Source organism: Paenibacillus thiaminolyticus (assembly GCF_007066085.1).
Lineage (GTDB): Bacteria > Bacillota > Bacilli > Paenibacillales > Paenibacillaceae > Paenibacillus_B > Paenibacillus_B thiaminolyticus.
Map to the genome: position 1 here is coordinate 4678933 of NZ_CP041405.1, position 15456 is coordinate 4694388.

Annotated in this window: 12 protein-coding genes and 1 riboswitch; of the genes, 10 read left to right on the forward strand and 2 right to left on the reverse strand. The window is 54.2% G+C overall.

The annotated features are described in order from the left end of the window. The first annotated feature begins 81 nt into the window (after positions 1 to 81). From FLT43_RS20790 to FLT43_RS20835, 10 genes are all read left to right on the forward strand, one after another. A complete protein-coding gene (locus FLT43_RS20790; RefSeq protein WP_087442743.1) occupies positions 82 to 312 on the forward strand; it encodes a hypothetical protein in 231 nt (76 codons plus the stop codon). Between the two features lie 312 nt (positions 313 to 624). Further along, entirely contained in the window at positions 625 to 2163 is a 1539-nt protein-coding gene (guaA, locus tag FLT43_RS20795; RefSeq protein WP_087442741.1) for a glutamine-hydrolyzing GMP synthase, read from the forward strand. A gap of 279 nt (positions 2164 to 2442) precedes the next feature. Then, the gene (locus FLT43_RS20800) at positions 2443 to 3123 is read left to right on the forward strand and encodes a stalk domain-containing protein (protein WP_087442740.1); all 681 of its coding nucleotides are present in this window, start codon (positions 2443 to 2445) and stop codon (positions 3121 to 3123) included. A gap of 199 nt (positions 3124 to 3322) precedes the next feature. Beyond that, positions 3323 to 3423: riboswitch (purine riboswitch) on the forward strand. Positions 3424 to 3674: 251 nt separating this feature from the next. Then, the gene (locus tag FLT43_RS20805; RefSeq protein ID WP_087442739.1) at positions 3675 to 5072 is read left to right on the forward strand and encodes an NCS2 family permease; all 1398 of its coding nucleotides are present in this window, start codon (positions 3675 to 3677) and stop codon (positions 5070 to 5072) included. 119 nt (positions 5073 to 5191) lie between these two features. Further along, the gene (locus tag FLT43_RS20810) at positions 5192 to 6244 is read left to right on the forward strand and encodes an ABC transporter substrate-binding protein (RefSeq protein WP_087442738.1); all 1053 of its coding nucleotides are present in this window, start codon (positions 5192 to 5194) and stop codon (positions 6242 to 6244) included. 101 nt (positions 6245 to 6345) lie between these two features. Next, positions 6346 to 7167, forward strand: coding sequence for an ABC transporter permease (locus tag FLT43_RS20815; RefSeq protein ID WP_006679111.1), 822 nt, complete (start codon positions 6346 to 6348; stop codon positions 7165 to 7167). A gap of 5 nt (positions 7168 to 7172) precedes the next feature. Continuing rightward, positions 7173 to 7964 (forward strand): ABC transporter permease, encoded by a 792-nt coding sequence (locus FLT43_RS20820; RefSeq protein WP_087442737.1) that lies wholly within the window; start codon positions 7173 to 7175, stop codon positions 7962 to 7964. Positions 7965 to 7986: 22 nt separating this feature from the next. Then, positions 7987 to 9216: an ABC transporter ATP-binding protein gene (locus FLT43_RS20825; protein WP_087442736.1), complete on the forward strand. Its 1230-nt coding sequence runs from the start codon at positions 7987 to 7989 to the stop codon at positions 9214 to 9216. A 97-nt stretch (positions 9217 to 9313) separates the two neighbouring features. Next, complete coding sequence (locus FLT43_RS20830; RefSeq protein ID WP_087442735.1) at positions 9314 to 11029, forward strand: adenine deaminase C-terminal domain-containing protein; 1716 nt, start codon at positions 9314 to 9316, stop codon at positions 11027 to 11029. Between the two features lie 958 nt (positions 11030 to 11987). Then, the gene (locus tag FLT43_RS20835; protein ID WP_087442734.1) at positions 11988 to 12899 is read left to right on the forward strand and encodes a transposase; all 912 of its coding nucleotides are present in this window, start codon (positions 11988 to 11990) and stop codon (positions 12897 to 12899) included. Positions 12900 to 13357: 458 nt separating this feature from the next. On the opposite strand, the gene FLT43_RS20840 is transcribed toward FLT43_RS20835, so the two are convergent. Together FLT43_RS20840 and iolB are read right to left on the reverse strand one after the other, a co-directional pair. After that, complete coding sequence (locus tag FLT43_RS20840) at positions 13358 to 14362, reverse strand: LacI family DNA-binding transcriptional regulator (protein WP_087442733.1); 1005 nt, start codon at positions 14360 to 14362, stop codon at positions 13358 to 13360. Between the two features lie 207 nt (positions 14363 to 14569). Then, positions 14570 to 15373 (reverse strand): 5-deoxy-glucuronate isomerase, encoded by an 804-nt coding sequence (gene iolB, locus FLT43_RS20845; protein ID WP_087442732.1) that lies wholly within the window; start codon positions 15371 to 15373, stop codon positions 14570 to 14572. Positions 15374 to 15456 lie beyond the last annotated feature (83 nt).

The window sequence follows — 15456 nt, forward strand, 5'->3', positions numbered from 1 at the left end:
CCCCAGATCCGAAAAACCAGCCCCCCAATACGAAATATAAGCCTAATGGACGAAAGTGATTGATGGAGTGTCGTATCCAATATGATTGGCACCGATAGTGATAAGGAATTGCGCGGCCTGCTATATGATCTGTTCAATCAGGATAAGCTGATCGGGTACGGCATCGCCTATCTGGTGGAACTGCGCGGCCTGATTAACGAGCGGGTCATCGACGACGCGTTCGCGTGCACGGGGCTGCCCCGGCGGAATTGCTGGCCAACTGGCGCGATGTCTGCGACATGTTCCGGTTCAGCGACGCGCAGACTTACGTGAATGTCTCGCTCAGCTGCGCGTATTTCAGCGAGGCGCTCAAGCAATATACTGATGACAGCTTCGTGAACGTTGTCAAAAAGGTGCGGCTGGAGGAAGCGGATGCTTGCTGGACAACAAAATTGCGGACAGCAGCCGCCAGGGTTACGAGCATATCAAGCAATTTAACCGCGTTATTTAGGAGTTGGAAGGAATTACTCCGATCGAATATCGCGGGAAACAAAAAAGTGAGCGCTTTCGCGGAAGCATTGCGGATTGACTCGGCTTTTGTCGGTTCGTTATAATTATGAGCAATATGGTTTGGGAGGCTCGGCAATGACACAGCCACATGAAATGATCGTCGTCCTTGATTTCGGAGGACAGTATAACCAGCTTATCGCGCGCCGTATTCGGGACTTGGGGGTATACAGCGAGCTCATTCCTTACAATACCCCCGTGGAGAAGATCAAGGAACTGAACCCGAAAGGGATCGTGTTCTCCGGCGGCCCGGCCAGCGTATATGAGGAGAACTCGCCGTTGGTCGATGAGGGCGTCTATGAATTGGGCGTTCCGATTCTGGGCATTTGCTACGGCATGCAGATGATGTCCCATCAATTGAAAGGCAAGGTCGAACGCGCAGGCAAGCGCGAATACGGGAAGGCCGAAGTCGTCTTCCAGCCGGGATGCGGTCTTGTCGGCAACCTGGATCCGAACCAGACGGTATGGATGAGCCATACGGATCTGGTCGTCGACCTGCCGGAAGGCTTCCGCATCGACGCCGGCACGGAGCATGCGCCGATTGCGGCCATGAGCCACCCGGAGAAGCGCTTCTATGCGGTCCAGTTCCATCCGGAAGTGCGCCATTCCGTACACGGCAACGAGATGATCAAAAACTTCCTGTATGAGGTGTGCGGCTGTCACGGCGACTGGACGATGGAATCGTTCATCGAGGATAAGATTCGCGAGATTCGCGAGATGGTCGGCGACAAGAAGGTGCTGTGCGCCTTGAGCGGCGGGGTCGATTCCTCTGTCGTCGCAGCACTGATTCACCGTGCCATCGGCGATCAACTGACGTGCATGTTCATCGATCACGGCCTGCTCCGCAAGGATGAAGCCGAAGGCGTCATGGAGACGTTCGTCGGCAAGTTCGACATGCATGTGGTCAAGATCGACGCGCGCGAGCGCTTCTTGGGCAAGCTGGCCGGCGTGTCCGATCCGGAACGGAAGCGGAAGATTATCGGCAATGAGTTCATCTATTGCTTCGATGAAGAGTCAGCGAAGCTGGGCGAGTTCGATTTCCTGGCGCAAGGCACACTGTACACCGATATCGTAGAGAGCGGAACCGCAACCGCGCAGACGATCAAGTCTCACCACAACGTGGGCGGCTTGCCGGAAGATATGAAGTTCAAGCTGATTGAGCCATTGAACGCGCTGTTCAAGGACGAAGTGCGCAAGGTCGGCGAAGAGCTGGGCCTGCCGCGCGCTATCGTATGGCGCCAGCCGTTCCCGGGACCAGGGCTCGCGATTCGCGTGCTTGGCGAAGTGACGGAGGATAAGCTGAAGATCGTTCGCGAATCGGATGCGATTCTGCGTGACGAGATTGCCAAGGCGGGACTTGATAACGAGATTTGGCAATATTTCACCGCGCTGCCGGACATGAAGAGCGTTGGCGTCATGGGTGATGCCCGCACATATTCGTACACGGTCGGCATTCGTGCAGTTACATCCATTGACGGGATGACTGCCGATTGGGCGCGTATTCCGTGGGATATTCTTGAGAAGATCTCGGTTCGGATCGTGAACGAGGTCGACAACGTCAACCGGATCGTCTACGACATTACGTCGAAGCCGCCGGCGACGATTGAATGGGAGTAAGAGCTCGGCAAGTCACTGCTGTAAGCCTTCGTTCCATGTGGAACGAAGGCTTTTTTGCCATCTTTGGCGGGAATGAAATATACTTTAGTTCGAGGAAAATGATTCATAGGTCTAATTCATGGATATCTATCACGGATTTTTTGCTCATCTTAATAAGACTTTAGAACTAGATTATTAGCTAAGGATTGAAGGAAATTGCGACCAACGATATACTGTGAAAGGTACATATAGTTATGAAGTTGGGATTAGGAAGAGAATGGACAGAGGAGGCTTCGTGTCATGAAGAAGAAGGCAGTAGTTACGATTACAGCAGCTGCAATGGCATTCGGCATTGTCGCCGGCGCCAGTGCGGCACCGGTATTGGAGAAGATCAGCGCGCAGCTGAACTGGTCCATCAAGTTCCAGGTGAACGGGAAGGAATGGAAGGCGCAGGACAGCGCCGGCAACAAGTTGGCGCCGATTATCTATGGCGGAACGACGTATTTGCCGGTGCGGGCGGTAGCCGATGCGCTTGGCACGGCCGTAGAGTATGATTCCAAGAACGATACGATTTATTTGGGAGAAAAATCAAGCACGACACCGATTACTTCCGAAAAAATCAAGCTTAGCTACTCCTCAATGTCGACGAAAGACAAGCAATATACGGTGCAGGGCGGAGTCGATTATGGCTCTGGCATCGTGTTCGATGAACTGAACTCGGCGGCGAAGTCGTTCGAACTTCAGCCGGAAAACAAATATCAGAAGCTGGACTTGAAAGTATTCGTGCTTGATATCGAAGGCGAGATCGAGGTCAAAGTATATGATGACAGCGATACGGTGCTCAAGCATGTCACGTTGTCGAGCCAGGACAAAATCCAGGATATTTCCGTGGACATTGGCGGAAGCAAGAGCATCCGGATCGAAGGCAAGACCCCTGTATTCGACAAAGGCAAAATTTTTGTAACCGGAAATTATCGGTAAGTTATTTATCGGACAGCGCCCCGCGTCTAATGGCCCAGGGCGGCACCCTAGCGGAAGTAAACGCTCTTGTCGCAGCGGCGGCAAGGGCGTTTTTATTTACAGTCGCTAACATAAAACACGAACGAATCGTAACTTTGGTATATTAATGTTCGGATTTATCGTTGACAAAATTCGAGTGCAAGCTATACAATGGGTACGTAACCTCATACGTGCTCTTTTTCGTATAATCCCGGGAATTGGCCCGGGAGTTTCTACGAGATCACCGTAAATGATCTGGCTACGAAGGATTTTGGCACCGGACTGCGCATACGTCTGTCCGAACGCTTTGCCCTGCCTGCTGCAGCGCGCTTTCCCATTGACAAGGGATGGGGCGCAGCGTTCAGGTGAATGACGGGTGCAGCTTGCCGACCTTATTAGCCGGAACTCGGGAGAATCTCCTGAGTTCTTTTTTTGTCCCTTGTAAGGGAAGGTGCTGCGGAAGCGGGAAGTGCGGCATTAGGTTACTCGGAACAGAGAGATGATTATTGAGTTCATAGGGAGGATGTAAACGCATGGATCGCTTCTTCAAAATTAAGGAGCAAGGGTCGACTGTAAGAACGGAAATAATGGCAGGGATTACGACCTTCATGACGATGGCATATATTTTGGCCGTCAATCCGAACATTTTGACCGCTTTCGGCAAGACGGGCATGGAATGGTATCCAGTCTTTCTCGCGACTGCGATTGCCGCTGGGATTTTCACGATTGCGATGGGGATTTTCGTCAACTTCCCGGTCGCGCTGGCGCCGGGGATGGGACTTAACGCATATTTCGCTACGGTCATCGTATCGACAGCCGGCTCGGATCACCCGATTACATGGCAGATGGCATTGACCGCCGTCTTCATTTCCGGGATTGTGTTCTTCCTGCTGACCATCACGCATATTCGGCAGAAGCTGCTGGAAGCTGTGCCTGACGCGTTGAAGCATGCGATTACCGTCGGTATCGGATTGTTCATTACGATTGTCGGCTTGAAGAACAGCGGCCTGCTGTCGGTATCCGTCGAAGCGGTGAACGACGTGCCGAGTGGCGTATTTACGCCGCTGCAAGGCTTCGAGACCGTATTCGGACTCGGAAGCTTCACCGACCCGAATGTGCTGCTTACCATTATCGGATTGGCGCTCATATCGGTACTGATGATTTTGAACGTGCCGGGTGCGATTTTGTTCGGCATCATCGGAACGGCTCTGATTGCCATTCCGATGGGATTGATTGATTTCAGCTCGCTGCAGGGCGCTCAATGGGTGCCTGACTTGACGCAAATGACGGTGTTCGAATTCGACTTCGCCGGCATTATGGGCGTCGGCATTGTATCGATTATTTTGACCTTCACCTTCGTTGAATTGTTCGATACCTTCGGAACGCTGGTCGGCACGGCGAACCGCGCCGGCTTCATGAAGAACCGCGAAGAAGGCAACAAGCGCGTCGGCAAAGCCATGTTCGTCGATTCTATCGCGGTCGGCGGCGGCGCCGTGCTCGGTACAAGCACCGTGACGGCCTTCGTCGAGAGCTCGGCCGGGGTAGCGGCCGGCGGACGCACCGGCTTGACCTCGGTCACGACGGGCATCTGCTTCCTGCTCGCCTTGTTCCTGGCGCCGGCCATTGCCCTTATTCCGGGACCGGCTACGGCGGCGGCGCTGATTGTCGTCGGGGTCCTGATGATGCAAGCCGTGCGCGAGATCAACTTCAATGACCTGGTCATTGGCATTCCGGCGTTCATGACGATTACGTTCATGCCGTTCACGTACAGCATCGCGAACGGAATTTCCTTCGGTATTCTCGGCTACGTGCTGCTGGCCTTCGTCGCGAACGTATTCGGCAAGGGAGAGCAGAAATATAAAATTCATTGGCTGATGTGGATTTTGTTCGTCCTCGTCATTCTCCGCTACGTGTTTATGGGCGGCCATTAATAGATTCAGCGCACCGGCGGCATGCATGAGGCATCGTCGGTGCAGAATCCGTGCAGAAGAAGTTATATTAGCCGTACATTGACTTCATCCAAGACTTGCATCCAGGAGGAACTGACTTCATGAAAAAACTCGCAACGACTCTCGCTATGATACTTGCCCTGGGCACGCTGCTCGCAGCCTGCTCCGGCAGCAACAATGCCGAAGGAGGCAAGGACAAGCCGACGGAATTGGTCATCTCGACATGGGGATTTGCCGAAGATGCAATGAAGAAGAACCTGTATGAGCCGTTCGAGAAGCAATACAATGTCAAGATCGTCACCGAGATTGGCAACAACACCGACCGCCTCAACAAGATTCGCCAGGGCAGCTCGAAGGTTGACCTGGTCTACTTGTCCGACTATTACGCGCTGCAGGGCATCGAGGAAGGGCTGTTCGAGAAAATCGACCGCAATAACATCCCGAATATCGACAACCTGTACGATATCGCCAAGGCCCCGCTTGGCCAAGACTATGGCCCGGCGCATACAGTCGCGCAGCTCGGCCTCGTCTACAACGCGGATGAGGTGAAGGAGCAGGTGGAATCCTGGGAGGATCTGTGGAAGCCGGCCTTCCAGAACAAGCTCGCGCTGCCGAACATTACGATTACGACCGGCCCGATGCTGATCGACATGGCGGCCAAGCATGGAGGCAGCATGGATATGGCCACCGACGCGGCCTTCAAGGCGCTGAAAGAGATCAATCCGGGCGTCGTCAAATATTACTCCAAGTCGGCCGATCTCGTGAACATGTTCGCGCAGGGTGAGGTTGTCATCGCGCCGATGCAGGACACGTTCTATGGCAGTGTGTCGGAGGCGGTGCCGTCGGCCAAGTTCGTAACGCCGAAGGAAGGCGCGTATGCGCTGCTGAACACGGTCAACGTCGTCAAAGGATCGAAGAACAAGGAATTGGCTGAGAAATTCATCAACTGGCATCTGAGCCAGGAGGTGCAGCAAGCCAATGCGCTCGATCGGGTCGATTCTCCGACCAACAAGCTCGTCACCTTGACGGAAGAGCAAGCCACAGGCATGACCTACGGTGCAGACGTCGTCGAGAACCTGAAGACATTGGATTTGCGCAAGGTGAATCAAGAGATGGCAGACTGGATCGACCGCTGGAACCGGGAGATCGAGTAGGCCGGGATGTATAGAAGGTAGGGAGGGCTGCTGGAATACGCACCCTCTTTTTTATTCCACCCTAGCGGATTACAAGCCAAGACAACAGGAGAACACAACCTATGAAAAAACGATTTTTGTGGCTGCTGCTGCTGCCGGGACTTCTGTTCCTTACCGTTTTTATGATTATCCCGATCTTTTTGACGATCGGGTCCACCTTTTTCAATGAAGGGCAGTTCACGATTCAAGGCTATGTCAAGCTGCTCGGTGATCCGTATATTTTGAAAATTTTGCTGACGACCCTGGAAGTCAGCCTTGTAACGACTGCCGTCTGCATCCTTATCGGCTTCCCGACGGCCTATTACATTTCCAAAAAGAAGGCCCGGGTCAAAGGCATTCTGCTGGCCCTGGCGCTGTTCCCGATGCTGACGAGCGCGATTGTCCGTTCGTTCAGCTGGATGGTCATTCTCGGCAAAAACGGGATTGTCAACAACCTGCTTACCGGCATCGGCCTTGTTGACGAGCCCTTGAAAATATTGTACACCCCGACGGCCATGATGATTGGCCTAATCCATCTATTCCTGCCGCTCATGATCATCTCGCTCGTCGGGGTGATGGAGAACATCGACGGCGATCTGCTGCGCGCCTCCGAGAGTCTGGGCGCCTCGCGCCTCAAAGGCTTCATGAGCATCATCGTGCCGCTGTGCGTGCCCGGGCTCATCGTCGGCAGCATCCTCGTCTTCGTCGGCAGCCTGACGGCCTACACGACGCCGCAGCTGCTCGGCGGGAAGCAGCGCGTTATCGCCACGTTCCTGTATCAGAACGCGATGACGCTCAATGATTGGACGATGGCATCCATTATCGCCACAGTGATGATTGTCGTCACGTTCATCATCATCGGATTGATGAACCAGCTGGCGCGCAAATTGAATCCGAAGGGGTAACGAACATGAAGGACACACATCGCGGACTCGCCCTGTTTACGGCTCTCGTCTTTCTCTTTTTGCTGGGGCCGCTGTTTATCATAATGGCTACGTCGTTCGGAGACAGCTCCGTGCTCAAATTTCCGCCGGAAGGCTTCTCCCTCCGCTGGTACCGCAATATTTTCGACGTCGAGATGTTCATGACGACATTCAAGGTGACGATTGTCGTCGCGCTGGCGGGGAACCTGATCGCGCTTCTTATCGGCGTCCCCGCCGCTTATGCCCTCAGCCGCTTCCATTTCCGGGGCAAAGGGCTGCTCAATTCGATTTTCATCTCGCCCATCCTGATACCGGGTGTCGTGCTCGGCTTCACGATGCTGAAATACTTGGTCGTTCAGTTCCAGCTGCCGATTTACACCAGCCTGTTAATCGGCCATATCGTACTGATGCTGCCGTTCATCATTCGCGTCATCGCATCGAGCTTGTCGAACTTCGACTATGCGGTCGAGGAAGCGTCCATGAGTCTGGGCGCCAGCCGCTTCAAGACCTTCTTCACGGTCGTGCTGCCGAATATCCGCTCGGGACTGATTGCGGGCGTGCTGCTCGCCTTCCTCGAATCGTTCAACAACGTCGACATCTCGGTGTTCATGACCGGACCGGGGGTCAGCACGCTGCCGATTCAGATGCTGACCTATGTCGAGAACTATTTCGACCCGACCATTGCCGCCATCTCGGTGCTGCTGATGGTCGTGACGGCCCTGCTGATGTTCTTGATCGAGCGCCTGATGGGACTCTCCTACTTCACGAAAAATAACTAGCATAAACGGAGGCCTGACGACCATGGAATACCTATCCTTGCAAAATATAGCGGTAGCCTATGAAAAAAATACGATTTTAAAAGATTTCTCGCTCAATATTCAGGAAGGGGAGCTTATCTCCCTGCTTGGCCCTTCGGGCTGCGGCAAGACGACGACGCTCCGCCTCATCGCGGGCTTCCTTGAGGCGAAGGACGGCAAGTTCATGTTCAAGGGCAAGGATTACACGAAGATGCCGGTGAACAAGCGGAACTTCGGCTTCGTCTTCCAGAGCTATGCGCTGTTCCCGCATATGACCGTGTTCGACAATGTCGCTTACGGCCTTCGCCTGCGGAAGGTGGACAAGGCGGAGATCGGGAAGCGCGTCCTGGCTATGCTGGAGATCGTCAATCTGAAGGGCTTCGAGAAGCGCTTCCCGGGCGAGCTCTCCGGCGGTCAGCGCCAGCGCGTCGCGATTGCCCGCGCGCTCGTCATCGAGCCGGATCTGCTGCTGTTCGATGAACCGCTCAGCAACCTGGACGCCAATCTGCGCGTCAACATGCGCGTCGAGATCCGCCGCATTCAGAAGCAGCTCGGCATTACGACCGTCTATGTATCGCATGATCAGGAGGAGTGCTTCTCGATCTCGGACAAGGTGGCCATTATGAACAAAGGTATCATCGAACAATTGGACGCGCCGGCGAACATCTACAAATACCCGGCTACCGAATTCGTTGCCCGCTTCATCGGGTTCAACAACTTCATCGACATCGGAAGCATGAAGCAGGACGGCAACGTCATCACCCTCGAAGGCGAAGGGGATGTGCGGCTGCAGGTCATCCACCGCTCCGGACATCCGATTACCGATGCGATGAAAGGCGCCATCCGGCCGGATGATCTGATCGTGCTAGCCGAAGGCGAACTGAGAGGCTTCGCGGACAGCAGTCCTGGCGGGCTGAACGGGTTCTCCGACAGCGGCGCTGACGAACTGAACAGCTCCTTCGAGAACAGCGCTGGCGGGCTGAGTGGAGCCGCTGGCAAGGCTGCTCGACCTATAGGAGGCCTGACCTCCGAGGAGCTGGCGGCAGGCTGGAACACAGTTCCTGGCCGGATTAAAATCAGCACCTTCCTCGGACGGAGCTATCAATACGTCGTAGAGACGGCCCTTGGCGACTTCACCGTTAACCGGGAAATGGAGCAGCCGTTCGAACGCGGCACGGCGGTCAAGCTGGTGCTGCCGAAGGAAAAAGTCGTTCTGGTTCGCGCCGAAGCGTAAACGTGCGAGAGAACATATATCCCTGCCAATTAACCGTTACTGCCGTCCGTCTGACTGGCGATTACGAGAGAACGAGGACAACAAGGAGAGTGCAGCCATGAAGATCGATTTGTTGATAAAAGAAGTGCAAGTGTTCAACGTATACTTGAAGCGGTTCGTGCCGGGCAATATCGCCGTACTCGACGGGCGCTGTCTGTATGTCGGCCAGCGCGGAGAAGAGACATTCGAGGCCGCGCAGACGGTGGAAGGCCGCGGGCGCTATCTGATTCCGGGCCTGGTCGATATTCATCTGCATATCGAGAGCACAATGGTGACGCCGCATACGTTTTCTCACGGAATTATTCGCAACGGCGTGACGACTATCGTATCCGAGCCGCATGAGATGGCTAATGTGTTCGGTCTGGAGGGCGTTCAGGAAATGATCCGGGCCAGCGAAGGCTGCGCCGCCGATATTTTGTACGCCATTCCGAGCTCGGTTCCGTCCACGCCGTTGGAGACGGCGGGCGGCGAGATCGATATCGAGCATATCGATGCCCTGCTGCAGGAAGAATGCGTCGTCTGCCTCGGGGAGATCATGAACTCGGTCGACGTGCTCCGTAATCCAGACTGCAAGACGAACCGCATCCTCAATCATGTCCGCTCGCACTATCCGAAGCTGGTCATCGAGGGGCATACGCCGAAGAAGCTGGTCGATCTGGAACTGGCCCGCTTCATGTTCGCGGGCGTCGATTCCGACCATACGGAACAGGCGCCGGCCAGCATGCGCGACCGGTTGGCGAACGGCATGTTCCTGGAGATTCAGGAGAAGTCGATGACGCCGGACATTATGAAGATTTTGATAGAGGAAGATGTGGCAGAGCTGTTCTGCTTCGTCACGGATGACGTCATGGCCGATTCCTTCGTTCAGGACGGACATCTGAACCATATCGTGCGCAAGGCGATCAAGATGGGGATGGCTCCGGAACGAGCAATCTACGCGACGACCTACACGCCGGCCCAGCGCATGCAGCTTCATGACCGCGGCGCCATTGCTCCGAACAAGGCAGCGGACTTCGTCCTGCTGAGCAACCTGGAGGAGTTCACGATCGACGCCGTATATAAGAACGGACAGCTGGCGTATGAAGCCGGAACGCCGTATGAGCAGGGGGAAGCCGCTCGCCGCTTCCCGCCCCATTTCTACCGCAGCGTGCAGCTTGCCGAGATGGCCGCGGCCGACTACGAGGTCCGGATCGAGGCGGAGGACGGAGACCATTCTTGCCGCGTGATGGAAGTCGTGAACGGCACGACGAATACGAACGAGCTGCACAAGCCTGTCGAGGTAAAAGACGGCCGCCTTCAATGGGAAGCCAGCCCATATGGGCTCATCGCGACATTCGAACGCTATGGCAAAAACGGCAACCGCGCATACGGCCTGATTACCGGCAATACAATTAAGCGCGGCGCCATCGCGACGACGTATTCGCATGACAACCACAACCTGCTCGTCGTCGGCCACTCCGCCGAGGATATGGCGCTTGCCGCCAACACGGTCATTGCCGATCAAGGCGGCTTCTGCGTCGTGGAGGGCGGCGAGGTTATCGCCCATGTGCCGCTTCCGGTTGGCGGCATTCTATCGGAGCAGCCGCTCGACAAATTCGGCCCGGCGGTGAAGCGGCTGCGCGAAGCGATGGAGTCCCTCGGCTACGAGCACTATAACCCGATTATGTCTCTCAGCACGCATTCGCTTCCGGTCAGTCCTTCGCTCAAGATTACCGACCTCGGACTGATTGACGTCGAAGCGGGCGCCGTCGTACCGCTGCTGGTCGAGAAGTAAGCTGAACGCTCTCAATGGCCTATCCCTTTTTTCAGACAGCGAACAACGGAACGGACAGACAATACGTCTGCGGCAGAGCACTCTAGCAGGCCGTTAATGTTAATGCTCCGGCTGCTGGATTAGGAACGAAGTACATGCCGGCTGACATTTATGTCGGCCGGCATATTTGTTCGGGTTGGCCCTAAGAGCCGGCTGAAGCTTGCTGACCCTTTTATATCGTTGACGCTGGTGCGCTAACCGCTGCTTCATCCACCGATGCAATATACTCTAGTATCTTATCTAAATACCGCTTTTCGCTTTTGATGATTTGGCCTCCTTCAAAGAGTCCCCCTGTTCGTCCCGGCCTTATGACCAGAATCCCACTCGCTCAGGATTCCCTCTATCCTTACACAAATTTACACAATGCGTCTCCATGCTTTTCCATGCCCCTCCATACTTCTTCCATACTCTTATGCTGATTATCCCAGCCACTCAGGCAGGCAGAGCGAAAGCTCATCCCGGCCAATCTCCCGCCGTTCAAGAATCACGTACAACCTTCCAAATGAATGCCTCAACAGTCCATGTACTCCCTTGGCCCTTATGATGGTTGTCCCAACAGCTCAGGCATCCCTGCAACTTTACGATGGTCTTCCCAACAGCTTAGGTCCTTCCTACGACCATGCGATGACTTTCCCAAAGGTTCAGGTTTTTCCAAATGACTACGATGAATCACCCAATATAGGTACTCCTTAAGGCCTTATGATGAATCTCCCGATCCCTCAGGGAATTCAAGAATCAAGATATAATATTTCATTCGTTCAGCGGGCAAAAGCTGCAAATCTCTTGTTTTCTAGTGACATTACGCCAAAAAGATAAGTATTATTCCATTAATACACTTGACATGGAAACATATGTTTGGTATCTTAAATATAAGAACGTATGTTTGTTTTTTTGTTCGAATACTAAGGGGGGGGCTTTGATGAAAGGCAGGTTGGGCGTTGGCACTTTGGAGGATGTGATGAAGCGTTTTCCGACAGAAGCATCTTGTGTTCCTGTTCTGTTTTCGTACAAATGGCCTCATGGTTTCCGCTGCCCGAACTGCCGGCATCCCCATGCTTACGTTATCCGTACACGTCGGCTTCCTCTGTATGAATGCGGCTCTTGCCGCCATCAGACATCCTTGACTGCAGGCACGATCTTCGAGGGAAGCAGAACCTCTTTGCGGAAGTGGATCGCCGCAATTTGGCTCGTCGCTAATCCAAAGGAAGGCATTAATGCGGTCAGACTCCGCTCGATTATTGATGTCACTTACAAGACGGCATGGGCGATGCTGCATAAAATTCGTACCGCGATTAGTTGTGCTGATGAAGGGGAGCGGCTTGAAGAGCATGTGCATGGCTTTATTGCCTTCAATGGCCCTAAATTATATCCCAGTGTCGATCTTGCGCCGCGAGAGCAACCGATTATTGTGGCGGCTTCGCTGGCTCCGAATGGGGATGGACGGCACTATAAAATGAAACAAGTGAACCGGCGGCACATGTCCGGGAAGCTGCTGCTTCCTTGCGGCCGTGAGCGTTTTATCGAAGAACATATCTCTGCTCCGGAGTCGAACGTTTCTATTATCCGCCAGCGCTTTCGGGTCAAGCATAACAGCCCATTGTATGCTGTATTTCCTCAGCGTTGGTTATGCGATACGTTCCGCGGGATTGGCGGCAAATATCTGCAGTTTTATCTGGATGAATTTTGTTACCGGGAAAATAGCACGGCCCGCGATAAGGCAGGATGGGAACCTTTGGCTGCGATATGCTGTGCAGATAGCGGGGCAAGACAGCGGTACTTATGGCGGACAACCTCCTCGCGGAACTGTTGCCGCTTCCTTGCGGCTGCCTGAGTATATTTGGGGGTGTTCTAGCTCCATATTAGCTACTTCAGTGGCTATCGGGTAAGTACAGCTTATTTCGTGCTACCGATTTTTTATTTTTATTGTTCTAATTTTTATCTGGAATGCGGTGTGGAATTTTCCTAGAGAGTATATTGACTTGCCATTCCTGAGTTATGGGGATATCGGCTATAAGAGCCCAAAGGGGGATGCGGAGGTAGCCAATAGCAGCCAGGCAACCACAAAGTAACAGCCAATAATAGGACAATACCTAAGTAATAGCTTTCCTTGCTACGTACATTAATCCTGAAGGACATGATTCTTTCTTCCAGGGTAGCGGGCGATGCATCCTGAGTCTTAGGGAGACTGGTTAAAAGAGGTATAACACACCTATTCACAATGGCTAAGGACTACGTGGGGGAGAAGGGATACGGGGAGAGCCGGACGTTGCTCCGGCCCTGCCTGTGTTTTTATTGCTCCACCACCGCGGTAGTGGAGTTACCCTCGACGAGCTGGGGCTGGAACATGATTTTTTGCTTCGGCATATCTGGGGTGTCGGATTGGCGCAGCAGCAGTTGAATCGTCTCCTTGGCCATCTCTGGAATCGGCTGCAGTATTGTCGTTAGCCGAGGGACGACGATTCGGGAGAGAATCGTGTCGTCGAAGCCGATGATCGATAGGTCGTCCGGAACGCGCAGCCCCAGCTGTTGTGCGGATTGCATGGACCCGACGGCAAGCAGATCGTTGCAGGTGAACAATGCCGTGGGCCGGGACTCCGTTCCCAGCACGCGGGCAGCACCCGCCAAGCCGTCCTCTAAAGAGGAGTTCACTGTCACAATCCAATCCTCATTGACGGCAATGCTGGCGTCGCGCATCGCTTGCTTCGCGCCTCGCGCCCGGTACTCGCCGCTGGGGCTGTCCTCCGTGACGATGCCGATGTGGCGGTGCCCCAAGGCAATCAGGTGTTGGATCGCCACATAGCCTCCTTTATAATCATCCACGGTAATGGTATGCATGGATAAGGAAGGAATATCTTTGGAGAAGAGAACAACAGGGAAGCCCTCGGGAATGCTCTCCTGGAGCAGCGGCCAACGCGAAAATTCGCAGGCGACGATAAGGCCGTCGATCTGCTTGCGCTGCAGCAGGGAAATATAGTTAAGGCCTTTGTCGTCCTTATTATCGGTGCTGCACATAACGATGCTGTAGCCTTCGGCCTGGGCTTGATCCTCCAAATTGCGGGCGACCTCGGCGAAGAAGGGGTTGGCCAGATCGGAGATGAGCAGGCCGAAGGTGGACGTCTTTTTGCCCGTGAGCGCCGACGCGACGACGCTCGGCTGGTACTGCAGTTCTTTCATAATATGGATGACTCGCTCCCGCGTCTTTCCGCTGATGTTGCCCGTTTGATTGACCACCTTGGACACGGTGGCGATAGAGACGCCGGCAGCTTTTGCGACATCATAAATGGTTGCTTTCATAAACAAACCTCTCTAACTGGCTTACCACGTAAACCTATCATGCATGTTCTTAGCTATCTCAATTATAGACAACAAATGGGGAATGGACTACATGTACAGACAACAAATGGAGAATGGACTACATCTCTAGATAAGAAAAGGAGAATGGACTACCTCCATTCTCCTCGACCTTGCCGAATCGTGTTGATGTGGAACAACGAAAGAAATCTACTTGGCGAACAGCCATTCGTGAGCCGGATCGTTATGGAATTTCCAGGTCCGCTTCGGGCCCGCCATGACGTTCAAATAATAGGAGTCGTAGCCCGGAGGCGCCGAGACGGGATGATACCCTTCCGGAACCAGTACGACATGCCGATGCGGGACTGCCATGTTTTCATCGAGCGTGCGATCGTCGTTGTAGACCCGCTGCATGACGAAGCCCTGTGCGGGATTGACTTCGTGGTAGTAGGTCTCCTCCAAATACGACTGCCGTGGCAAATCGTCCCGATCATGCTTGTGCGGCGGATAGCTCGACCAATGTCCCGCGGGCGTAAAGACCTCCACGACGAGCAAGCTGTCCGCCTCCTTCTGCTCCGGCAAAATGTTATGGATATGCCGCTCCATGCTGCCTGAACCTCGCGTCTCTACGCCGACATCTTCAGGCGCGATGACGCGGGCGGGGTATGTTCCCTTGCCCGGCGCCGAGCAGACGGCCAATTCCAGCGCCGTCTCTGCCTGAACGGTGTAGCGGTCATCGTTCGGCACATAGACGGAGAAGGGAGGGATGCGATCGAAGACGCTCATTCGATGGCCAAGCGTACCGAACGATTGCTTGGCGGTCTCGATCTTTGCCTTGCCGCTCAACAGGACGAGGCAGACCTCCCGGTCGTTCGTTGCCCGTTCCAAAACCTCGCCCGGGCGCAAGGAATATACTTCGAAGCCGACATACTCCCAGCCTGCGGTATGCGGCGTGACGGATAATATTTGGCCGCGTTCGTCTCTCGGTCCAGGTGCAACCATTAATTTCGACATGAAAGAATCTCCTCCCGAGCAATAGTAGAATTCCACAGGCGGCCTGCTGGGACAGCGAACTATTTGGCCGGATGAGCATTCCG

Excerpts from the sequence above, each read along its gene's own strand:
- FLT43_RS20790 (WP_087442743.1), top strand. The coding sequence starts at position 82 with ATGATTGGCACCGATAGTGATAAGGAATTGCGCGGCCTGCTATATGAT.
- guaA (WP_087442741.1), top strand. The coding sequence starts at position 625 with ATGACACAGCCACATGAAATGATCGTCGTCCTTGATTTCGGAGGACAG.
- FLT43_RS20800 (WP_087442740.1), top strand. The coding sequence starts at position 2,443 with ATGAAGAAGAAGGCAGTAGTTACGATTACAGCAGCTGCAATGGCATTC.
- FLT43_RS20805 (WP_087442739.1), top strand. The coding sequence starts at position 3,675 with ATGGATCGCTTCTTCAAAATTAAGGAGCAAGGGTCGACTGTAAGAACG.
- FLT43_RS20810 (WP_087442738.1), top strand. The coding sequence starts at position 5,192 with ATGAAAAAACTCGCAACGACTCTCGCTATGATACTTGCCCTGGGCACG.
- FLT43_RS20815 (WP_006679111.1), top strand. The coding sequence starts at position 6,346 with ATGAAAAAACGATTTTTGTGGCTGCTGCTGCTGCCGGGACTTCTGTTC.
- FLT43_RS20820 (WP_087442737.1), top strand. The coding sequence starts at position 7,173 with ATGAAGGACACACATCGCGGACTCGCCCTGTTTACGGCTCTCGTCTTT.
- FLT43_RS20825 (WP_087442736.1), top strand. The coding sequence starts at position 7,987 with ATGGAATACCTATCCTTGCAAAATATAGCGGTAGCCTATGAAAAAAAT.
- FLT43_RS20830 (WP_087442735.1), top strand. The coding sequence starts at position 9,314 with ATGAAGATCGATTTGTTGATAAAAGAAGTGCAAGTGTTCAACGTATAC.
- FLT43_RS20835 (WP_087442734.1), top strand. The coding sequence starts at position 11,988 with ATGAAAGGCAGGTTGGGCGTTGGCACTTTGGAGGATGTGATGAAGCGT.
- FLT43_RS20840 (WP_087442733.1), bottom strand. The coding sequence starts at position 14,362 with ATGAAAGCAACCATTTATGATGTCGCAAAAGCTGCCGGCGTCTCTATC.
- iolB (WP_087442732.1), bottom strand. The coding sequence starts at position 15,373 with ATGTCGAAATTAATGGTTGCACCTGGACCGAGAGACGAACGCGGCCAA.